Below are 23,726 nucleotides of genomic sequence, written 5' to 3' on the forward strand. Positions count from 1 at the left end.
GGAGGGAAAGACCTTAATAAGGGGATGTTCTTTGCCTATTTGAGTAAACGTTTACGTGAAAAATAATAGGATTCCTTGAAATCTATTATTCCTTCGATACCTTCGCAAAACCTAACATCCTTATTCAGTCTTTCAGCAACATGTATTCTCAACAATATGGATATAAAGGAGATGCTGTATGTTTAAGAAACAAGCTGTTATCTGTCTCTGTTTATTACTGCTGATTCAAATTTGTACAACAGGCTATGGCGGCAGAGGAACGGCCCAGGCAGAGCCAACGGGGACGGGGAATCCCAAAATACTAAAAATGGTACCCTCAAAGGCACGATTCGCTCCGGGGGAAGCCGCAGAGCTGATTATGACCCTGGATCAATCTGCGGATTGGAACGGGCAGCTGCATCTGCAAATTTATCAGTTGAATACCCTTGTTGCTGAAGGCGACAAAGCGCTGACGGTATTTCAGGAAGGGAGCAACAAGCTAACCGTGGGGTGGACGCCTCCGGCTGAGGACTTCCGCGGCTACACGGCGAAAGCGTGGATAGAGGGAGATGCGCCATCAGAGTATGTGACCGCAGCGATCGATGTCTCCAGCGATTGGACGAAATTCCCACGATACGGATATGTCGCTGATTTTCCGCAGGAGACGGCGGAGGAGAGTGACTCCAAGCTCCGGGAATTGTCCCGGGACTACTACATTAATGCCTACCAGTTCTATGATTGGATGTGGCGGCATGATGTTTCGGTGTATTCCAAGACCGACAGCAATGGACAGCCGGTCACAGATGCAGACGGCAATTTCATTGATGAAGACATTAATGCGGATACACACTATTCGGATCTATTGGGACGTTCACTGTATCCGCTCAGCGTTAAGCAGCAGGTGGAGGCTGCACAGAAATACGGCTCCGCAGCTATGGCCTATCAGATGAATTATGCAGCGCGTGAGAACTATGAGGACTTCGGCGTCAGTCCGGAGTGGGGACTCTATAACAGTGCTCAGCTCGATCAGAACAATCCGCACAAAGACCAGAACGGGTATACCTTCGATGTGAACGGGAAGACGACCTCCCTGTTCCTGCAGGACCCGGGAAGCAGGTTCTGGCAGGACTATATCACTAAACAGTTTGACCGTTCCATTAATACATTCGGGTTTGACGGCATCCACCTGGATCAGTGGGGAGCCAATGATAACAATTTCCTGTATGACTATAACGGCAATAAACGTTATTATTCCCTGGATTATGCCCGGTTCATTCATTCCGTCAAGGACTCGTTGCTCGCAAATAACCCCTTAAAGAGCAAGGTTACGTTCAATATGGTGGGAGGCAATGCCGAATACAGCGCTGTACCCGATCCGGGTACAAAAACCGATTTCGACTACAGTGAGATTTGGCAGGACCGCAACAATTACCGGGATATTCAGAAGGTCGTGGAAGATACCCGGGAGAAGGATGGCGGTAAGGCGATGGTGATCGCCGGTTATATAAACTACAAAGAGGCTACAGGTCTGCCGACACGAGGCACGGAAGCCCAGGATGTTCCGGTAACCGTGGATTACCAATCAAGGATTGCCAAAGCTTACGGCTGGGTCGGCAACTTTGGACGCAAAGATACGGATTCGGTGACGTTTACCGTAAATGCTCCAGCAGACGGAATGTATACGCTTGTCCTGAATTATGGACAGGGCAATGGCGCCGGTTCTCCGGAAGGCAAGCTGATGGTTAATGATGAGATTGCCGCAGCGGCAATTCCCTTTGAGGCCAATACGGGGTGGGGGAACCCGACAGCACAAGCCGCAGTAACGGCAATGTTAAAGGAAGGTGAAAATTCCGTTAAGCTTACCCTGAATACAAATAGCCTTTGGCTCAATCTGGCGGGCCTGGAGGTCCAAGGGCAGGGGATCAATGAGCGCTATGAGGCGGCAGATGCCAAGCTGGATACGGTAATTGTGGATCAGTACAGCAATGTGTATTATTTTGATACCGCAGGCGATTATGTGAAATTCCATGTAAATGTTCCTGCTGAAGGAGAATATCCGCTCGGATTCAGCTACGCTTCGGATTGGCAGGAGGTGAAACGTGAGCTGCTTGTGAATGATGTGCCTCAGGGAGAGGTCTCGTTTGCCGGCACGGGTACATGGGATAAATTCTCGGAGCTTGGCAATCTGCACAAGGTTCATCTGAACGCAGGCGATAATATCATAACGCTGAGAGCGTCTGCAAATGACCTGGGTATTAAGCTCCGGTATATGACGGTCGGCACACAGAGAAACTATGCACTGTATGCGGATGTTCCGCAGACCAGCAGCCTGAGTTACAGCCAGAGCAAGACAGACAATTTCGGGCAGGCAGGACAGACTGTCACCTACGATGTATATGCAGAACATCCGCTGGACACGATTACGGTCCTGTATCATGGCGATAATGATCCTGTAATGTCGGTTCTGGTGGATAGCGAACCAGCTCCACAGGCCCAGAATATCACATTTGCTAAAACAGCCGGCGGCTGGGAGGGCTCTATGCAGCCCCGTGAATTATCTGTCCCTGTCCAGGAGGGACACCATAAGGTTACGCTGCGAATGGAATCAAGCGGACAATATATCAATGTGGGCGAGATCATTGCCGGAGGGTATGAATACAGTACAGGCGGCGCTGAAACAACAGGCGGGGTTGTCCCTATCATCGGATATGCCTCCGAGTTCAATAATGTCAATGACCGGTTGACTTTTACAGTGAATACAGCGCAATCAGGCATCTACGATCTCGGCTGGATCTATCAAAATAATGCCCAGGGGGCAGCGACCGTCAGCCGCAGTGTGTATATTAACAATGGCGCGGGCACTCCTGTAAGCTTTGCACCAACCGCTGGCTCCAAATGGGGAGAAGCGGCAATGAGCGGCATTCCAATGGAGGAAGGCATAAATCGCATAATCATCAAAATGCCGGAGGGGCAGGACAGCGGAATCAGGCTGGATAAGCTGAACGTTGCATTATCCGGTGATCCGGACCCGGTAACCCGCAGCTATGAAGCCGAAAGTACGGATACGGAGTCACCGTTCTCTCTCTACAAGGATACCGTGCTGAACTTTGGTGCAATCGGAGAGCAGGTGACCTATCCGGTGAACATCCCTCAATCAGGGGAACAGAGTCTGATCTTCACCTATTCCAATGCAGGCGGCATGACCACACGTTCGGTCTATATTGACGGCGTGCGCGCCAAGGATGAACATGGCAACGATCTGAAGATTGGATTGGATGGAACTGAGAGCAGTGAGAAGTACAGCGGGGACGGATACGTGATTATTCCACACATGGAGGCGGGGACCCATACCGTTACATTGAAGATGGAAGCGGATGATATTGCCGGAAGCGTCCGGCTGCGCGGGGTAACGGCTGGCTATTTCAACGAGCCGTCCGTGCGGCTGATGGATGCCGGGCTGGCATCGATGGGTGCAACCCATATTGAGCTGGGAACCGCCGAGAAGCAATCGGAAGGCCCGAACATGCTAGCCCATGAATATTATCCGAACCGCAGCAAAAAAATGCTGGAATCCACCAAGGAATCCATGCAGGAGTATTATAAATTCAATGCTGCATATGAAAACCTGCTGTTCGGCAGCAAAGCCGATTCATCCGCTGTTGTGTCCGTGGAAGCGGACGGCGGCAATCTGGCAACAAGCAAAGACGGAACGGAGAATACACTCTGGACAACAGTCAGAAAAAATGATACTAATACAGGCTTTGAGCGGTATGATGTACTGCATCTGATCAATCTGCTTCATAATGATGACAACTGGAGAAATGCAGCCAATGAGCCAGCGGTCCTCAACCATTTAAAAGTGTCTTACGATATCGGCATCACCGAGACGGAAGCACCGGATCTGAAGGTCTATGCCGCCAGTCCTGACGCCGGGCATGGTCTGTCACAAGAGCTGAATTATACTTGGAATGGTGAACAATTGCAGATTGAACTGCCATCGATGCAGTATTGGACGATGATTTATATCGACAAGGCGCCGAGGACAGCATGGGTTCAGCCGATCTTCAGTGATGATGAACCGGGCCTTCCAAGCCCGTCACCGACTGCAGAGGCAACTCCTGCACCTGCTCCCGGAGGGGCAGATATAGGTACAGTGACGGTATCGGCCACACCTGCGCCTACGCCTACTCCAGCAGCAGCGGAAAGGGATGTTCTTGTTTTGCAGGCGAAGGATTTGAATCCGGCGATTGATGGGACAATCACAATTGCGGTCAATGAGGATGAGTACAACCGGATTCAGATTCCTGTCTCTGTTGCGGAAGGGCTGCAGGGGAAGAAGCTGCAGCTTCAAGGAAGTCATTTCAGCCTGAACTTCACCCATGATCATATTCTTCAGCTTCTGGAAGAGAATAAAGGGAAAATAACAGCCGATTCACAAATTCAAATTACCTTCAACAGAATCGAGCCGCAGGCAGCTTTCCTTCCGGCTGTGAAGCCTTGGGTTCCCGCTGGATCGACCTATGAATTTGAATTCGGAGTAACGACGGCTGACGGAGGATTATCCAGGCTCGCTTCCTTTAGAAGCCCGGTGCAGCTTACCTTAAAGGTTGATGATCTGGAGCAAGAAGATCTGAATGAATTGCTGGGCATCTACACTTTCAGTGAGCCGCTGAAGAAATGGGAATATACCGGCGGCAGAGCCAACACGGCCGAACATGAGATTACAGCTGAGCTTAGTCACTTTAGCCGTTATACCGTGTTTGCATATGACAAAACGTATGCTGACTTACCTGCGGAGCATTGGGCATATAAGGCTGTCCGCCGCTTGACCGCGAAGCATGTCATCAACGGAATGACGGAGAATACGTTCGTTCCAGCGGCGAAGATTACCCGGGCACAGTTCGCTGCATTGATGGTCAAGGCACTTCGGTTAAAAGCCGAAGGACCAGCTCCATTTATGGATGTAACTGCGGATAGCTGGTATGCCGGTGATGTTGCCGCTGCTTATCAGGCAGGTCTGGTGAACGGAAGGAACGGGAAGCGATTTGCACCTGATGAAGCGATAACCCGTCAGGAGATGGCGGTGATGCTTGCCAAAGCATCAGCCATCCATGGAAGTATCAAGCAGACCGAAGAGGTGAACCTAACCTTTAGGGACAGCGAAGAGATCTCTGCCTGGGCACAGTCAGCAGTTCAGAAGGTGAAGTCAGCGGGTCTGATGAATGGATACGCGAATGGAAACTTTGCACCTGAATCCAGCGCAACCCGGGCAGAAGCCGCTCAGGTCATAGAGCATTTAATTGATTAATCCGCAAATAAGGTCATAGGATAAGGGTCACTGAGGTGACTCTTTCTTATGTTCTGTTGCAGAAAGGAGGCATTATGAAAAACAGAAAAAACTCGCTGGGTGTAAGACTGATTCAACTGTCTGCTGCGATAACGATACCGCTGCTCGCCGTTCTTTTTGCCGGGGGATATTATGCCAAGGGAATTGTACTCGAACAGGTATCCAGATCCTATCAGAATCTGGTCAACTCCAATCTTAAGATGATGGAGAGCAGCCTGAATGACATTACGATTAATCTGGTCGATATTGTCGATCATGATGTGAATTTTCTTCAATTGAATCAGCCGGGGCTGACAGAGTCCGACTATTATTTTGCCCGTATGGGGATTATGCAGAGAAATCAGGCTTATCAGGCCTATTACCATAGCGTGGATATGTTTTATCTATACTCCGGCGTTAATGATACTTTGACACTATCCAATGTACTAGGAACGACAGAGGAATATATGGACCAGATAAGGGATTGGATTACGACAAAGGTTCAAAATGAAGATAATCTGGAAACACTTCAGTACAAATGGACAATCGTTAAAATTGCCGGAGATTACTATTTAAACCGGACCGTCAGCAATAATCTGGACAATACCGCTTGTATTGGCGCTCTGATCCGAATCGACTCCATGCGTTCACCGCTGGGCAATCTGAACCTGCAATCGGGCGGTGATGTGCTGATTGTGGATAATGAAGGGAATATCTTAACCCGTCCTTCGGCATCCATGGGCTACGACTTCAAGCTGCCGGGTGAGAAGATGAATCTGAATTCTTCCTTTTCGTTTACGCATGATGGGCTGAAGTGGTTTGTGGTGTCCAGCCAGTCCTCTGCACTGGGAATCAATCTGTCCGTGGTCATCCCTGCTTCCGAGCTGCTCCAGGGACTCAATACCTTCCAAACGATTATTAATGTGCTGCCCTTTATTATTTTGCTCATTTTACTGGTTTACTTATATTATTTCCGCCGTATGGTCATCCGCCCGATTCTGGATTTGCTCAGCGGCATCCACCGGATCCGCAACGGCGCCATGGAAACCAAGCTTCCCGATTCGAACCTGGTGGAGTTTCAGGCGCTGAATCAGGCATTTAATAGCATGGTTGTGGAAATCCAGGATCTGAAAATTGATGTGTACGAGGAACGGATTAATGCGCAAAAGGCAGAAATGAAGCATTTGCAGATGCAAATTAATCCGCACTTCTTTTTGAATACGCTCAATATTATTTTTCAGCTTGCCGATTTGAAGCGTTTCGAATTGGTCAAAAAAACAGTACGGCATCTGGTGCAGTATTTCCGCTTTATGCTTCAGGTCAAGGATAACCGCATTACTTTGGGCCAAGAGCTGGAACATCTCCGCAATTACCTGGAAATTCAAAAGATGCGCTACCAGCAGTCGTTTGAGTTCCAGATCACCGTAGCCGAAGCGATTAGCCGCGCCTCCATACCGTCCTTGCTGGTACAGCCCTTTGTAGAAAATGCCATGCTTCATGGCATGAGCCTGAAGGCAGAGATCTTCCAGCTGGAGATTTCGGCAGGTCTCTCAGAAGAAGCGGCAGGTACCATGATCATTGAAATCTCTGATAACGGAAAGGGCAGCAGTGCAGAGAAGCTGCAGGAGCTGAATGCACCGGATTATACCCCGGACACAGATGAGGGACAAATCGGGATCTGGAATGTGAAGCAACGGCTGGCTATGATCTATCAGGGGAGAGCCGAAATTCACTTCAGCGGCAATCAGCCGTCCGGATTCCGGGTGCGGCTTAGCCTGCCTATTGAATATACAGAAGGAGAACGATGAGCCATGCGATTATTGATTGTAGATGATGAACAATTCGCTGTGGAGGGGCTGCTCTACTGCTGTGACTGGAAGGCGTATGGGATTGAAGAGGTTTTAACGGCGAACAGGGCCGACAAGGCCAGGGAGCTGCTGAATGATCACAGAATAGAATTGCTGATTTGCGATATTGAGATGCCGGATGAAGACGGACTTTCACTGGTTGGCTGGGTGAGGGAGCACTCTCCCTGGACTGAATCGATATTTCTGACCTGTCATTCCGAATTCTCCTATGCCAAGAAAGCCGTGAACCTCGGGAGCTTTGATTACTTGCTGAAGCCTGTTGACACAGAGGAGCTGTTGTCAGCTGTATCGGGGATGATGGCGGCCATCCGTGAGAAGGAAGAGTATGAGTCCTACAACCAGATGTATCATAAGTATCTGAATCTGTGGCAACAGGAAAAGCCGAAGCGTGTAGAACGCTTCTGGCAGGATCTGCTGTCCCGCAGCATCCTGTCGTTTGGGGATTTCTTTGACCGGGAGCTGGCGGGTGCAGGGGTAGGGTTAAATCCTGACGATCAGGTGCTCCCGATTCTGATCAGTATTGAGGAGTGGTCCAAACCGCTCAGCCCGCGTGATCAGGAAATCATGGAGTATGCGGTGAAGAAAGCGGCGGAGGAATGTTTTACAGAAGAGCATCCGGGGGAGGCCATCACCGATAAGAGCGGGGTTTTGTTCATTCTGCTGTATGCCGGAGGTGTGGAGGGAGGACCTGCGGCTAAGAAGGTTAGCCTTCAGCAGCTCACGGCCACAGGTAAACGTTTTATCCAAGCTTGCCAGGAGTTGTTCTACAGCATCGTAACCTGCTATGTCGGTTCGTTCAAACCCATCCAGGAGCTGCCGGGAATGTGTGAAAGTCTAAAGACCATGGAGCGTGATAATATCTCCCGGACCCAATCCGTGCTCTTATACTTACCACAGGATCAGATGCTGTCCGCCAATTCTAATTCGGAGGATATCCTGCTGGGTGATCTGATCTCTTATATGCTGAACGGCAAGCGTGAGTCCGCTGTGCAGTTCATTCATCATCTGACAGCGAAGTTGGAAGCCAATCCTTCTTTTCAGGGAAGACATCTGGACGCCCTGCATCAGGATACCCTGCAGATTATATATCACTTCCTGCAGGTCAGAGGAATCAATGCGGGAAGCATAGCTCTGTTTCCAGACTGGACAACCGCCCGGATACGGGGACTGCTTCAATACAGGCATTGGGCGGAAGGAATTGTATCGGCGGTCATGGAAGCGGAATTTGAGCGGCAGGAGAAGGGCGGTGTGATTGAGCGGTCCATCCGCTACATCCAGCAGCATGTGGAGGAAGAGATCTCCAGGGCCAGTGTCGCTGATTATGTGGGCTTGAACCCGGCTTACCTCTCCAGGCTGTTCAAGAAAGAGACCGGCCAGAACCTTATTGATTTCCTGATTTCGGTAAAGATGGACCGCACACGCGAGCTTCTGGACACCACGGATATGCCGGTCAGCGCGATCGCGCAGCAGGTAGGATACAGCAATTTTTCCCATTTCACCAAAATGTTCCGCAAGCAATTCGACGTCAATCCCCAGGAATACCGCAATGTCACAAAACGAATAGATTAAGGTTATAAAAACGGCAGAGCAGATGCAGGCAACTCCTTATAATGAAGCCATAACCCAATAAGAAGGTGTGGAACTATGGCTTCGGAAAAAGCACTAACGGCACAATCAGGCAGCTCGCGGCCTGGATCAAAATGGAAAAGCATATGGAAGTACAGGGCCTTGGTCGTGCTGGCATTGCCCGGTGTGCTGCTGATGCTGATCAATAACTACCTCCCTATGTTCGGTATTTTCCTCGCCTTCAAGGACCTGAATTATACGGCAGGAATCTGGGGCAGCAAATGGATCGGACTGGACAACTTCAAGTTTCTGTTTGCTTCGAACGACGCTTGGCTGATCATCAGGAATACCTTGCTGTACAACCTTAGCTTCCTGATCATCAATACGATACTCGCAGTGATGCTGGCACTTCTCCTTAACGAGGTCAAAAATAAGTTTGCCTCCAAGTTCTTTCAGAGCACAGTGATCCTGCCCAATTTCATTTCCATGGTCATTGTCGGCTATATCGTGTATGGATTTCTCAATCCGGAGCTGGGCTTCATCAACAAATTCATTCTGGAGCCCTTCGGGATAGATCCTAGAAACTGGTATGCGGAAGCAGAGCATTGGCCTTATATCCTGACCCTTGTTAACACCTGGAAGGGTGTGGGTTACTCGGCCGTCGTCTATCTGGCAGCCATTGTCGGGATAGACTCTGAATATTATGAAGCGGCCGTCATTGATGGGGCCAGCCGCTGGAAGCAAATGACGAAAATTACGATTCCGCTGATCGCTCCGATCATCATCATCATGACACTGCTGGCGATCGGCCGGATTTTCAACGCTGACTTCGGTCTGTTCTATCAGGCAACCATGGCCTCCGGTATGATCAAGGAGACAACGGATGTTATCGATACCTATGTATACAGGGCGTTAATGGTTACCGGGGATACGGGACTCGCCTCCTCGGCAGGGCTGCTGCAATCTGTGGTTGGCTTTACACTTGTCATTACCGTCAACCTGGCTGTCCGTAAATTCAGCAAAGAAAATGCTTTGTTCTAGAAGGAGAACACCATGGAGAAAAAACGAACCAATCCCTTTATCCTTATTGTCCTGTCATTGTTCAGTCTTGCCTGCCTGATCCCGTTCTGGCTTGTATTTATGATCTCGGTTGCTGATGAAGACTGGGTAACTGCGAATGGATACAGCTTCTGGCCCGGCAAATTCAGCCTTGTCGCTTATCAGTATTTATTGGAAGATGCCGAAAAAATATTGCGGGCTTATGGTGTTTCTGCTTCGGTAACACTGATTGGAGTTGTAGTCAGTCTGTTTGTGACTTCGGCCATGGCCTATGCATTATCGCGGAAAGAGTTTCCTCTCAGAGGTGCTCTGAGCTTCTACATCCTGATCACGATGCTGTTCTCGGGCGGCTTGCTGCCCTGGTATCTGGTCTACACCCGGTTCCTGCATGTTCAGGATACGCTGATGGCGCTTATCATTCCGGGTCTAATCGGCGGTTTCAACGTGATCATCATGCGGACCTTCTTCACGAACAGCATCCCGCCTTCCCTGATTGATTCCTCTCAGATCGATGGTGCAGGTGAATTCCGGACCTACTTCAGCATTATTCTGCCGCTGTCCTTGCCTGTAATGGCCACCATCGGGTTATTCACCACCGTATCCTATTGGAACGACTGGTTTACAAGCCTGGTCTTCATCCAGAATGAGAAGCTGTTCTCTCTGCAATATCTTTTGACCAAAACCCTAATGAACGCTTCGTTCCTGCAGACGATTGCCAATAAGGCTTACAGTTCAACCGCACAGGTCACAACGCCGCTTGAATCCATCCGGATGGCGATGGCGATGATTGCAATCGGACCGCTGGTGCTGGTATTCCCTTTCTTGCAGAAGTATTTCGTCAAAGGCCTTACCGTAGGCGCTGTGAAAGGCTGATCCCGGTATATGACCGGATTAGTATAAGCAAGTTCAGAATTAGAGAACAAAGGCAAGAATACAGAATCATTCAGGGAGGTCTATTATCTATGAAGTGGTTGAAAAAGAGTTCTGTTGTATTGACATCGCTTGTGCTGACTTCAGCCCTAGTAACCGGCTGCGGTGGGAATAATGCTGCGAATTCACCGGGGGGCACAGTCCAGCCGGGAAGCGAGGGCAGCTCCGAATTGAAGCCTTACGAAGTTGTAATGGTATTCCCCGATGCGCCGCAAAACGATAATCAGCGGGTACAGGATGCGATGAATGATTATCTGGCAAAGACCTATCCGGAAATGAACATGACGGTCAAGCTGAATCCCATCGACTGGGGCGCCTGGAGTGATAAAACGAATCTGATGATGGCCTCCGGCGACAAAATGGACCTGCTGTTTACAGCGGATTGGCTCGGGTTCCAGCAGCAGGTGACCAAAGGGGGCTTGCTGCCGCTGGATGATTTGCTCGCTAAATACGGCCCGGACATCGAAGCTGTGGAGAAGGACTATCACGGGCCGGCTAAACGCGGCGGCAAGCTATACGGTATTCATACCCACCAGGAGCTGGGCGGTGCACAAGGGGTCTACTTGAACAAAGAGCTTGTGGACAAGTACAAATTTGATCTGACTGCACTGAAGTCTGGTAAAGTCGAGGATCTGGAGCCCATGCTTCAAACCATCAAGGAGAACGAACCGGGGGTTACGCCTCTGGTGGCACCGAGCTTTCCTCTCGAAGCGTACTATTCATCGACGAATCTGGATTCTATCGTCAGTATTGCAGCGATTAACACCGTGGGAACAGCGGCAGATGATTATACCGTCATCAATTCCTACACGACTCCGCGGTATATGGAGCTTGCCAAGCTTACCAACAAGTGGTACAAGGCAGGATACATTAACAAGGATGCACTGACACCTGGTCTGGACGCCTGGAAGAAGATTCAAGCGGGTAAAGGCTTCGCCTTTGTCTCTGATATGGATATTATCGCGGATATGGAGATCGGCACAGCAGCCGTATCACCGAATGGTTCGATTAAAGCGGGCCGTGAGATGCTGCAAATTCCGCTTAATATTGACCGCTTGCAGACAGGGAAAATGACAGCAACCATGTATGCGATTTCAAAAAGCTCCCAAGATCCGGAACGTGCCATGATGCTGCTCAACCTGTTCTATAAGGACAAGGAATTGCTGACCCTCTTCAACTTCGGGATTGAAGGAACCCATTATGTACTCAAAGACGGACAAGTTGCGCTGCCGGAAGGCAAAACTACAGATAATGTCGGCTACTATCACGATATTATGTGGCAGCTTGGCAATCAAATGCTCAACTATACCCGTGTAGGCGAAGATCCGAATAAATACCAGAACTACGAGAAGTTCAACGAACAGGTGTCTTCTAATCCTTCACGGATCTTTGGATTTGTCTTCGATGCGGAGCCGGTAAAAAATGAATTGATCTCGATTGACAACGCCAACAAAGCCTTTGTTGACGGTCTGAAGTCCGGTCAGCTCGATCCGGAAGAGTCTCTTCCTAAAATGCTGGAAAAACAAAAAGCGGCTGGAGCAGACAAAGTCATCGCGGAGGCGCAAAAGCAGCTGGATGCCTGGCTGGCGGAAAATGGAAAGAAATAAGTGGAAGTGACCAAGCTCGATCTACAAGGATTGGAGAATTCATATGGACCATAGAGTATTGACACATATAGATATATATCCCGATCAGGCCCAGTACAAAACCGGCCAATCCGGCAGTATTATTATTGAAGTAGAGACCGGGGAGAAAGCGTTTCTGCAGCTGGTGGTCAGCTTCTACAAGCTGGAGCAGCAGGTTGCTGAAGCAAGACTTAGCATCCGTACGGAACCAGGCTTGAGACAAAGAGTGCCCGTTCCCTTGTTCACTGAAGCTACAGAGTGGGCGGGTTACGGGGTCAAGGCTACAGTTCTGTGCAATGAAGCTGTAGTGTCAACCGCCTATACCTCCTACGATATTGCCGATCATTGGGGCCGGGCGCCACGGTATGGATTTCTAAGCGATTTCCGGAGTGAAGAATCCGGAGACACCCGTGACGTTGACAGCATGAACAAATTCCACTTGAATGTCATACAGTTCTATGACTGGATGTACAGGCATGATGATCTGGTTCCGAAAGAGGATGAATTTATTGATCCGATGGGCCGGACGATGTCCTATAAGGTGGTTCGTGAAAAGATCGCAGCCGTACACGATAAAGGGATGGCTGCCATGGCCTATGGAGCGGTATATGCAAGTCTTAAGGACTTCTTGCAGGCACGCCCGGAATGGGGACTGTATAATCGCCAGGGAGATCCGTTTCAATTAATAGATCTATTCTATATTATGGATATTACGCCGGATTCTCCTTGGACCGATCATATTGTTGAACAGTTCCGTCAGGCCGTACATGCCGGATTCGACGGAATTCATATGGATCAATACGGCTTTCCGAAGAAAGCCGTGCGCCGGATCGCAGGAAAAGAAGAGCTGGTCGATTTGGCGGAATGTTATCCGGCTCTGATTAACCGGACCCAGGCGGCCGTGAAGGAAATCAAGGCAGAGGCCGGGGTTATTTTCAATAATGTGGGTAATTATCCTATACACAAGACGGCCCCGGCGGATCAGGAGGCGCTATATATTGAAGTGTGGCCGCCGGTAGTCCGGTTGTGTGAGCTTAAAGGACTGATTGATCATGCGCGTTCACTCGACCCTCACAAGCCGGTGATCCTCTCCGCCTATCTGCCCTCCTTCTACCCGGAAGCTGGACATGACAAGGAATGGGCTGAGAACGGGGCGCTGCTGACGATGGCCTCCATATTCGCTAGCGGGGGATATCACCTTTTGCTGGGTGAGGATCATGGAATGCTGACTATGCCCTACTATCCCGATTATGCAGTGATGCGGCCTGAATTTGCCGTCGAGGTCAGACGCTACTATGATTTCATCGTGCGTTTTGGTGTGCTGATCCAGGATGCAGAGCTGGAAGATGTGTCTTATACCTATACCGCCGGGGTGAACACCGAGATTACCTTCGAAGGCAAGGTGCCATTTGCCCCGAACGGAGATATTGACTCTGTCTGGACGATCATTAAGCGCAAGCCGGGCTATCAGATCCTGCAGCTGATTAATCTTGCCGGGCTTGAAGATGATTATTGGGAGCATGGCAAGCAACAGCGGCCTGAAGCTCAAAATGATGTGGTGTGCACACTGCTGATCGAACAGCCGATTGAATGCATTTACACGGCCAGCCCGGATGATGAGGCCCAGGAAGTGATTGTCCTGGATTATGAGGTAGTTCCTCACGGGCAAGGACTTGCGGCCAGATTCACTTTGCCGTCCCTGCGCATCTGGTCCATGGTTGTAGTTAAATTTAGCTTACAGGAGTGAATGGGTTGAACAATACAAAATGGTGGCAGACAGCTGTAATATATCAGATCTATCCCCGAAGCTTTCAAGACAGCGACGGGGATGGAATCGGCGACCTCCGGGGGATTATCAGCAGGCTGGACTATCTGGAGCAGCTTGGCATTACCGCAATCTGGCTTAGTCCGGTATACAAATCACCCAATGACGATAACGGCTATGATATCAGCGATTACCGGGATATTATGACCGAATTCGGAACCATGGATGACATGGATGAATTAATTGAACAGGCCAGGCAGCGCAATATCCGGATTATTATGGATCTGGTCGTCAACCATACCTCGGACGAGCACCCATGGTTCATTGAGGCCCGCAAAGGAAGGGATAATCCGTACCGTGACTATTATATCTGGCGTGATCCGGTCAACGGCCGGGTTCCCAACTCCCTGCGTTCAACCTTCAGCGGATCGGCCTGGGAGCTTGACGAAGCGAGCGGCCAGTACTTTCTGCACTTGTTCAGCCGCAGGCAGCCGGATCTGAACTGGGAGAACCCCAAGGTCCGTCAAGAGGTATGGGACATGATGAATTTCTGGCTGGATAAGGGTGTCGGCGGATTCCGCATGGATGTCATTGATCTGGTCGGCAAAATTCCCGATCAGGAGATCACAGGGAATGGTCCGAAGCTGCATGAATATCTGCAGGAGATGAACCGGGAGACCTTCGGAGCGCATGATGTTCTGACGGTGGGAGAGACCTGGGGGGCGACTCCGGAAGTAGCCAAGCTTTATTCCAACCCGGACCGTAAGGAGCTGTCGATGGTGTTCCAGTTCGAGCACATCGGTCTGGATCAGCAGGGCGGGGGAGAGAAGTGGGATCTGAAGCCTCTGGATGTAAGCGAATTGAAGCAGGTGCTGGCGAAATGGCAGACCGAGCTGGGGAACGAGGGCTGGAACAGCCTGTTCTGGAACAATCATGATTTGCCGAGAATTGTATCGCGCTGGGGCAACGATAAGCAGTACCGTGTGCAGAGCGCCAAAATGTTCGCCATACTCCTTCACCTGATGAAGGGTACGCCTTACATTTATCAGGGCGAGGAGCTCGGAATGACCAATTATCCGATTCAGGATATCAGCGAAGCGCAGGATATTGAGGCGATCAATATGTATCATGAACGGATCGGGCAAGGATACGCCAAGGAAGCTATCATTCATTCCATTAATGCAAAGGGGAGAGATAACGCCCGGACTCCGATGCAGTGGGATGCTACCCGTAACGGAGGATTTACAACCGGAGAGCCATGGCTGCCTGTACATCCGAATTATAAGGAAATTAATATGGAGGCGAATCTGAAGGACCCGGATTCGGTGTTCCATTGCTACCGTAAGCTGATTGAACTGCGGAAGAACAACCCGATTGTGGTATGGGGCGATTTCGAACTGGTGACCGGCGTGCCGGATCAAGTGTTCATGTACTTCCGCCGCTATGAAGGACAGACCTGGCTGGTAACGGCCAACTTCAGCGGGGAGCCCATCACACTGGAATTGCCGGAGCTGGGTCACGCCGGATTCATTATCGGCAACTACTCCAGAGATGATGTGGACTTCAAGCAGCTGCAATTACGGCCTTATGAAGCTTTTGCTGTTGTACTTGCATAGACTAACCTGTTCAGTCCTAATTGGAACAAAGTTCATTGCACCAAAAGGCTGCCTCCCTGATAAAAAGGGAGGCAGCCTTATTGCTTACTATACACCGTCAGCTTATTTACGGTTGCGGAGGCGCTCCAGCTCGGCTTCAACCGCGCTGTTCAGCGGGGATTCAGGAACGGCTGCGGCTGCAGCCAGACCGGATTGCTCGGCCAGTGCTTCCTGCATGGCGATTTTGTCTTCCATCCGTTCGAAGCCGCGGGCTGCGGCACCGGCGTTCAGCACCTGACCGCCGTATCCGGCCGGGGAGCATGATGCGCTGGCCTGTGCACACTGCTTGATCTCCGCAGCTTTGCGGGCACGTTCAGCCAGCTCGGCTCTTTTGGCTTTGAGGCGCGTATGTTCTTCCTTAACACCGGCAAGCTGTACCTCCAGCGAGGAAAGTGCTGCCTGTGTCTCTTGAAGTCCGGCGGTGCATTCCTGTCCGCTCTCTGTGTAGCGGAGCTTAGCCATTACCGCCAGGCGGGCAGCAGGTTCATTGCCCTCGCTCATGAACTGGACTGCTTCCGCTTCACTGCGCTCTGCAAGCACCTTGTATTCGTAAATCCGGCGCTCAAGCACACTGGCTGCTGCCTTGAGTTCACGCTGTTTGCCTTCGGCATTAGCGATCTTGTCCTCCAGATCCCGCAGGTATTGACCGGTTAGCAGGATCGGATCTTCCAGCTTGTTCAGCCCTTCGTGAATGGCAGCCTTCGTTAACGTGGTGATTCTTTGGAATATACTCATAATAATGATCTCCTTTTTATGTGGGTTGGTTAAGGTATGACGCAAGTATTTAATAGAAGGAATTAGTAGTTGAAGCCGTCATCGAATCCGCCGTAGGATTCCTGAGGGATAATAAGACTGCCGATGATATAGAGAAAAACAACAGTACCGAAGCTGAAAAACGTAGCGACAACAACAAGCAATCTTACGAGGGTCGCATCAACATTGAAATAGCGTGCCAGTCCTCCGCATAAACCTGTGAGCTTCTTGTCTGTTAAGGAACGGGTTAATTTTTTTGTCATAGTGATATCTTCCTCTCTTATATGGTGATCGCCGGTTCGCGGCGTGTTCACTGCGTTGTCTATGTATGTATTGTACGAATTTATCCTCTCTGGCAAAACGGCCTGCAGACTGTTCTTTGTTCCCGACCTTAGTCGGGGATGGGGACCGCAATAGGACGGGGAGAGGCCGGGAAAAACCTTAGATACGCGCAGCCGTGCGAATTTTACACAATGGGGTGCTGAGGTTCATCCGGGGTTAACACTGGAGGATTAGACTGAACTCTAGCGTAGCCTAACTAACATACGGGAGGACTAGCCATGGGAATTCACAAGTATTTTCGCTCACTGAATGAGCTGGAGCGCATTATCCGCTGTCCGGGCAAATTCAAATTCGAGGAGCATAGCGTTGCGGCCCATTCCTGGAAGGTCGTGCAATACGCGAAGACGCTGGCGGATATTGAAGAGAAGCACGGCGCGGTGATCGACTGGAAGAAGCTGTACGAGATCACGAGCAGCCATGATTACGGAGAGATTTTTATCGGGGATATCAAAACGCCGGTGAAGCACTCCTCGCTCCAGCTCAGATCACTGATCCAGCAGGTGGAGGAGGGCATGATCGACAACTTCATCAAGGAGCATATTCCGGACGAATTCAAAAGCATCTTCTACCAGCAGCTGCGTGAGGGCAAGGACGATTCGCTAGAAGGCTTGATTCTGGAGGTTGCCGATAAGATGGATCAGGTGTACGAAGCTTTTGCCGAGCTGCAAAGAGGGAACACGGAGAAGGAATTCGTGGTGATGTACCGCAATGCGCTGATCAAGATCAAGCATATTGACCTCAAATGCGTGGAGTACTTCCTGGCAGAGATTCTGCCGGACATGGTGAACGAGGAGACGCTGTCTCCGATTGATATCAGGCAGATTACGGAAGAGGCGCTGGCCCTGTAGAGGAGCTGTGGCTCTTTTTTCATATATACATATAGAAATACCTCAGGCCTGAAGGTGCTTGCTTACGGAAGCCCGGGCATACCACACGGCCGATCCGTTAAAAGCAATATGCAGCGGAATCGTCAGCAAGAGCGACTCCGTAACCTGCGCGAACAGCCCGAAGAAGATCCCTCCACTAAAAGCAAACAGCATGAATCTGACGCTCTCGCGGTTCAGCTTGTAATACTGCAAATGGGACACCGCAAACAGCAGTGAGGTAAGGAGGATCGCCCCGCTGACATCAATGATCGAAGTAGAATGCAGCTGACCGAGTACCGGATGGCGCGCAAGGATGGGCAGTATAAGTCCTCTGAAGGCGATCTCTTCAAAGACAGGGAAGCACAGCACGAAGTTGACCGTATTATAAGTTCCCACTGGATTATAGCCGGAGGATCGGGAGATGATCAGGTTCACAAGCAGAATAATAAGGAACAGCGGGAGCACTCTCATTACTTGCTGCGGGGCGCCAAACGTATAACTGTAACTCCAGAGAACGCTTCCAGCAATCATGGCAGCTCCCCAATAATAAATCGTAAACCGCGCTTGCTGTTTAGAGATAACCCCGAGTATCCCCTCGAAGATTCTATATGAAAAAGACAGCAGTACAGCAATAACGCATGATCCCAGCAACAGCATAGGTGGTGCCCCCTCAGAGATAGTCGAAGTGTAAGTATGGATGGTAAGTCTGTGTCAGAATGTAAATGTATCTATTCTTGCAGCATTACAGTTAGAAAGCAATTACAAATATTATAATAATGTAGGAGATGAATGTTACGGCGGGAAGATCAGTGGAAATGATACAATAAAGGAAAAATAAGGATGGTGCATCACTCTTGCAGTATTTTAATCTTATTCCGTTCTCTACTACGCTGTTCTGGTTCAGTGTTCTGCTCCTGATCGTATGGGCTGTCGACTTCCTGCTGGGCGACTCCGCTGTTCAGCTTCCGGCGGGCAGCCGCAGGGAACGGACCAAATCCATACTTGCGGATATTCTAATTTTTGCCGGGATTAACAGCTTGCTATTGTATGTACTTCATCCTCTGAGCAATCCGCTGCTGATTTCGCTGGTTGCTGCGGGATTGCTCGTTACGTATTTTATGACCTCCGGTATGCGCAAGCGCCTCTCCCCATACCAGCCTTGGATCTTGCTGATCCATGTTGTGCTTGGCATAAGCTTCTACCTGCTGTTTGGTATGCTGCTGATGAGCAGGCTGATTGTCACGTATAATCTTAACATGACGAATCAGTTCGATATACTCTATTTCGTCTATGGACAGGACCGGGAGGTGGTGTACGTGCTATTGCTGATTATGACTGCTCTCTATTTCGTAATCGGCAAGCTGCTGATGCGGCCACTTTACAACTGGTATGCAGAGAACTATTACCAGGCTTCGAGGATGAACATTAAGCTGGTTGGGGGAGAGCTTCTGAACGGAGTGTATATTCTGCGGGACACGGATAGAGGATTCCTGTCCGCAAGCGACAGTCTGAATCCGGGGCCGGACGCCAGGCTCTATAGGATCAGCCGGGAGAAGATAGAGTATATGGAGAGAGCCGGCAGTGTAAGCTGATCTGAATAGGTGATGCGAAGATAGCCCCTAAGCCGTATGGACGGTCCGGGGCTATTTGCTGTGATCCTATTTGCTTGTAGCTAATGACGGCTGCTTGGGTGCAGGCTTAACGCAGGAAGCGTATAAGTATATAATACTAGAAATACAAAACCGTGTAATCACGGGCAGGAGGAGCAGGATGAAACAGGGGATTCATAAATTTAGCTGGGTGGGCAGTGATGAGATGTATTTGGATCATCCAACTACATATGCGCATAAAAGTGTGGTGATCGGCCGTTACGGCGGGAACACTGCGGCCGGTGCCGACAAAAATGAAGATGGAGCCTACGTATTAAGTGAGCCGGACGGTGGTTGGGAGTGGGTAATGCTCCTGGATGCGCATCATACGGCAGAAAGCGCGGAGCTGCTGATTCGCACAATCGACAATGAAGCTGATGAGATTATCAGGCTGCTGTCGCTGTCGGTTCAGCGGGCGTTCCAGGCGCTGGAGGAATTTCTGTTGTCTATTTTCACATCTGAGACGTTCATCAGCGAGTGCAAGCAAGTTACAGGGGAAACGGCTTGCCTAATCTGCGTGCGGATGGAGAATTATCTCTGGTGGTTCTCCGTAGGGGATAACTCGCTCTATGTACTCCACCCTGAGCTGGCTGCCCGCGGGCAATATCTGCTGAACCAGCGCAATTACTACGAATGGATCGGCTTCGTCAACACCTTCGCCCAGCCCATCGCCTGTTACTCTTCAGGCATCCGTGAGCTGCGGCAGGGCCGTAACGTGCTCGTGTTAACGACGGACGGTCTTTTGGAGGTTGGGGCAAGGGTAATGGAGGACCCGCGCAGGCTTTATCTTGCTTTTACAGGTGATGAGAATCTGGAGGGATGTGTGCACAAGGTATTAGAGGATGTACATGAGCAGTTAGGCCGGGACAGTGCTACGGTTGTTGCCTGGAGTTATGATAATAGTAGAGAAGCGGCGATGCCGAGTGATTAGCTATAAATGATGAAGATGAATTTTATATTGAGAAGGTGCTTAATATGAAGATTACAATGAGAACAATTAGAGATTTTTGCGGAACTGACTTTTATAACCGGGGGAAGTCTTATTATGAACAGGGGTGTGTCCGCAGCCTTACCTTCTATCCGGATGATAGCAGCTATGGTGCACAGGTGAAGGGAAGAAAGGTATATGAGGTAAATATTGATATTTATGACCGTACCGATACCTTCAAAGCAGACTGTTCTTGTCCTGCCTATGAGAACTATGGCTGCTGTAAACATGTGGCGGCAACACTTATTGCTATACATATGCAGCAGATTAAGGAGCCTACCGATGCAACAGCTGCTCCATTCAGACGCGTAAACAAGTCTAAATACAACCAGATGGAGCAGCTTATTTCTTCTTTTCAGAAATCAGTTCTTACCCGTGAGAGTGAGCCTGTGCTATTCGGTCATGCAGAGTCGCTGCAGTTCGAGTTCACGCTTATCGTTCATGGTGGTTACAATAGCAATCCGCATTTCTCCGTTGAAATGCGTGTGGGAATCAAACGTCTGTATGTAGTGTCCAAAATAAACGAGTTTCTAGAGTATTTCGAGCAGCGTAAGCCATTATACTTTAAGAGTATATTTACCTTTGATTCTGAAAACCAGCACATTAATCCTGAGGATATGAAATTCCTTGAACTGTTGCTTCTAATGAAAAACACTGAGAAGATTTATAGAAATGATCTCCCCAGCTATCATAATAACTCCTTAAAGGACGGGAAAACAATTGTCGTCACCCCGCTGGCCTGGGACAAGCTTAAACTGCTTTTTCCGGAGGTGAATGTCATTATGGGGCGATCGGGGAACCCGGGAATTCGGGCTGAGCTTGCAGGAGAGGCGCCTCCGCTTGAATTTACGATTGGACCAGGGCAGAAGAAGGACTACGTTCTGTCAGCTTCAGCACTGGATAAGCTGATGTTGTTTCCAGACTACTCCACTAAGATCATGAACGGGAAGATATATTCCATAAACAGTGATGTTATAAGCATGATTTCACTATTAAGGCAGCAGTTCACGGCATCGCAGAACATTGAGATCGCTCCCGGACAAATCGAATCGGTCGTACAGAAGGTGCTGCCAGCCTTAAGAAAGCTAGGGAAAGTAAGTGTGGAACAGGCAGTAAGCGAGCGAATTGTGGAGCCTGAACTGCAGGCTAAGCTGTATCTGGATTATGCGGATGGCACCTTAACGTTCCGGCTGGAATTTCATTATGAGGAGATTGTGATTCATCCGCTGGAAGAGAATAGCGTGGATGAAGCGCGCAAGCAGAAGATCCTGATCCGAAATATGCAGCGGGAAAATAAGATCGTTGATATTCTGGACAACTCTCCGCTCAGACGGGAACGGCAGCACTGGGTTTCCGTAAGTGAGCCGGTCATCTACGAGGCGTTATATGAGCTTGTGCCGGTTTTGGAAGAGGTTGCCGAGCTGTTTGTCACACCTGCTGTTCAGAGACTTGTGCTGGAGCGTAAAGCTTATCCCAAAGTGAAAGCGGAGCTGAGCGAAGGTCTGGATTGGCTGGATATCTCTTTTGAGCTGGAAGGCTTGAATGAGGAGGAGACTGTTCGGGTCATGCAGGCGATTGTGGAGAAAAGGAAGTATGTCCGCCTGCGCAGCGGGGCTTTTCTGCCCATTGCAGTGGACAGCTTCAGCGAATTCGGCACCGTTGCCGAACGGCTGAATCTTAGGCAAAAGGATCTTAAACACTCGGTAATCCGCCTGCCCTCCGTACAAGCTCTTCAGCTTCCAGAGCGGGGCCATGGCTTCAAGCATACAAAGTGGGGCAAGTCGCTCCGGGAATTCCTGGACCAGCTGCGGGAACCGGACAGTCTGGAATTCGAGCTGCCCGCTGAGCTGAAGCCGGTTCTCCGGGATTATCAGGCCAGAGGCTTCCAGTGGATGAAGACGTTGTCGAAGTTCAGGTTCGGCGGAATTCTGGCAGATGATATGGGCCTCGGCAAGACAATTCAGAGCATTGCTTATATCTGCTCCGAGCTGGCTGAGATGCCGCTTAAGGTACAAGGGAAAACTCCGGTGCTGATTCTGTGTCCGGCATCCTTAACCTATAACTGGAGCCATGAGTTCGCCCGGTTTGCACCAGCAGTCAACGTACTGGTGGCGGCAGGGCAGAAGGAGGAGCGCAGTGGACTGCTGGAGGGAAAGGCCGTAGAAGAAGCGGATGTGATTATTACCTCGTACCCTCTTCTCCGCAGGGATATTGATCTGTATTCCGGTATAACCTTTCATGCGTTAATTCTGGATGAAGCCCAGGCGATCAAAAACTCAGCCTCCCAAACTGCCCAAGCGGTTAAATCGCTTAAGGCTGCACGGAAATTTGCGTTGACGGGCACACCGATTGAGAATTCGGTGGATGAGCTGGAAGCTATTTTCAGCACAGTCTTCCCGGCGCTGTTCACCGGACGATTGACCTTCAAGGAGCTGCCCGCTGGACGTATCGCCAGCATCGTGTCTCCCTTTATTCTGCGGCGGCTCAAAAAAGAGGTTCTGGAGGAGCTGCCAGACCGCATTGATACCGAACAGCGCACGGAGCTGCTGGACGAGCAGAAACAGGTCTATCTCGCTTACTTAGCGAGGCTCCGTGAAGATACCGAACAGGATTTGCTTACGGACGGATTCCACAAGAGCCGGATGAAGATTCTGGCGGGTATCACCCGCTTACGGCAGATCTGCTGCCATCCTTCGCTGTTCCTTGAGAATTATACGGGAGGCTCCGGCAAGCTGGAGCAATTGCTGGAGATTGTGCAAGAATGCCGTGATTCAGGCCGCAGAATGCTGGTGTTCTCGCAATTCTCCAGCATGTTAGCGCTGATCCGGCAGCGCCTGGAAGAAGCGGGAGTTCAGCCTTTATATCTGGACGGCTCGACTCCGGGCAAGGAGCGGGTGGAGCTGTGCAAGCTTTTTAATGAAGGGCAAGGTGAAGTGTTCCTGATCTCGCTTAAGGCGGGCGGAACAGGTCTGAATCTGACTGGAGCGGACACGGTGATTCTGTACGATCTGTGGTGGAATCCGGCAGTCGAAGAGCAAGCCATTGGAAGAGCGCACCGGATGGGGCAACGGAATGTAGTACAGGTGATTCGGTTAATCACCGAAGGTTCCATCGAGGAGAAGATGCTGGAGCTGCAGCAACGCAAAAAAGATCTCATTGAAGAGATCATCGAAGCTGGCGAGAACAAAACCACCCGGCTGTCGGAGGAGGATATCCGCGAGCTGCTCCGGGTGTAGGAGGCCCGTACCTATTTTCACCGTACATGCACTTCTAGGCACCTACCCACATACAATAAAAGGACCATGAACCCGTTGTTCTCCTAACTGATCGGTTTCATTGTACATGTGCGGGAGGT

At 50.1% G+C, this 23,726-nt stretch carries 15 protein-coding genes; 12 read left to right on the top strand and 3 right to left on the bottom strand.

All coding sequences use genetic code 11. The features are described from left to right. Positions 1-178: 178 nt before the first annotated feature. From NST69_RS05460 to NST69_RS05495, 8 genes are all read left to right on the top strand, one after another. Positions 179-5,287, top strand: a complete 5,109-nt coding sequence (locus NST69_RS05460) for a glycoside hydrolase family 66 protein (RefSeq protein WP_342548699.1) — start codon at positions 179-181, stop codon at positions 5,285-5,287. Between the two features lie 74 nt (positions 5,288-5,361). Further along, positions 5,362-7,113 carry a histidine kinase gene (locus tag NST69_RS05465; RefSeq protein WP_340978899.1) on the top strand — a complete coding sequence of 584 codons (1,752 nt, stop codon included), beginning with the start codon at positions 5,362-5,364 and terminating at the stop codon, positions 7,111-7,113. Positions 7,114-7,116: 3 nt separating this feature from the next. Beyond that, on the top strand, positions 7,117-8,742 hold the full coding sequence (locus tag NST69_RS05470) for a helix-turn-helix domain-containing protein (protein WP_340978901.1): 1,626 nt from the start codon (positions 7,117-7,119) through the stop codon (positions 8,740-8,742). A 75-nt stretch (positions 8,743-8,817) separates the two neighbouring features. Further along, entirely contained in the window at positions 8,818-9,780 is a 963-nt protein-coding gene (locus tag NST69_RS05475; RefSeq protein WP_340978903.1) for an ABC transporter permease subunit, read from the top strand. 12 nt (positions 9,781-9,792) lie between these two features. Further along, complete coding sequence (locus NST69_RS05480) at positions 9,793-10,671, top strand: carbohydrate ABC transporter permease (RefSeq protein ID WP_340978905.1); 879 nt, start codon at positions 9,793-9,795, stop codon at positions 10,669-10,671. 89 nt (positions 10,672-10,760) lie between these two features. Further along, positions 10,761-12,335: an ABC transporter substrate-binding protein gene (locus NST69_RS05485; RefSeq protein WP_340978907.1), complete on the top strand. Its 1,575-nt coding sequence runs from the start codon at positions 10,761-10,763 to the stop codon at positions 12,333-12,335. 43 nt (positions 12,336-12,378) lie between these two features. Beyond that, positions 12,379-14,100, top strand: a complete 1,722-nt coding sequence (locus NST69_RS05490) for a glycoside hydrolase family 66 protein (protein ID WP_340978908.1) — start codon at positions 12,379-12,381, stop codon at positions 14,098-14,100. A 5-nt stretch (positions 14,101-14,105) separates the two neighbouring features. Next, positions 14,106-15,734: an alpha-glucosidase gene (locus NST69_RS05495; protein ID WP_340978911.1), complete on the top strand. Its 1,629-nt coding sequence runs from the start codon at positions 14,106-14,108 to the stop codon at positions 15,732-15,734. Positions 15,735-15,836: 102 nt separating this feature from the next. Here NST69_RS05495 and NST69_RS05500 read toward each other — a convergent pair whose 3' ends face one another. Beyond that, positions 15,837-16,508 (bottom strand): PspA/IM30 family protein, encoded by a 672-nt coding sequence (locus NST69_RS05500; RefSeq protein WP_340978913.1) that lies wholly within the window; start codon positions 16,506-16,508, stop codon positions 15,837-15,839. 62 nt (positions 16,509-16,570) lie between these two features. Continuing rightward, entirely contained in the window at positions 16,571-16,789 is a 219-nt protein-coding gene (locus tag NST69_RS05505) for a PspC domain-containing protein (protein WP_340978915.1), read from the bottom strand. Between the two features lie 297 nt (positions 16,790-17,086). Here NST69_RS05505 and NST69_RS05510 point away from each other — a divergent pair, with 297 nt between their 5' ends. Then, positions 17,087-17,716, top strand: coding sequence for a YfbR-like 5'-deoxynucleotidase (locus NST69_RS05510; RefSeq protein ID WP_340978918.1), 630 nt, complete (start codon positions 17,087-17,089; stop codon positions 17,714-17,716). Positions 17,717-17,758: 42 nt separating this feature from the next. On the opposite strand, the gene NST69_RS05515 is transcribed toward NST69_RS05510, so the two are convergent. Continuing rightward, a complete protein-coding gene (locus NST69_RS05515) occupies positions 17,759-18,391 on the bottom strand; it encodes a CPBP family intramembrane glutamic endopeptidase (RefSeq protein ID WP_342548701.1) in 633 nt (210 codons plus the stop codon). Positions 18,392-18,588: 197 nt separating this feature from the next. Between NST69_RS05515 and NST69_RS05520 the strand changes: the two genes are divergently transcribed. The 3 genes from NST69_RS05520 (at position 18,589) to NST69_RS05530 (ending at position 23,607) form a co-directional block, all read left to right on the top strand. Next, on the top strand, positions 18,589-19,326 hold the full coding sequence (locus NST69_RS05520; RefSeq protein ID WP_342548703.1) for a hypothetical protein: 738 nt from the start codon (positions 18,589-18,591) through the stop codon (positions 19,324-19,326). A gap of 178 nt (positions 19,327-19,504) precedes the next feature. Beyond that, positions 19,505-20,314, top strand: coding sequence for a protein phosphatase 2C domain-containing protein (locus tag NST69_RS05525; protein WP_342548704.1), 810 nt, complete (start codon positions 19,505-19,507; stop codon positions 20,312-20,314). Positions 20,315-20,358: 44 nt separating this feature from the next. Further along, positions 20,359-23,607 carry a DEAD/DEAH box helicase gene (locus NST69_RS05530; protein WP_342548705.1) on the top strand — a complete coding sequence of 1,083 codons (3,249 nt, stop codon included), beginning with the start codon at positions 20,359-20,361 and terminating at the stop codon, positions 23,605-23,607. Positions 23,608-23,726 lie beyond the last annotated feature (119 nt).

Source organism: Paenibacillus sp. FSL P2-0089, from assembly GCF_038595095.1.
In the GTDB taxonomy this organism is placed as follows: domain Bacteria; phylum Bacillota; class Bacilli; order Paenibacillales; family Paenibacillaceae; genus Paenibacillus_AQ; species Paenibacillus_AQ silagei.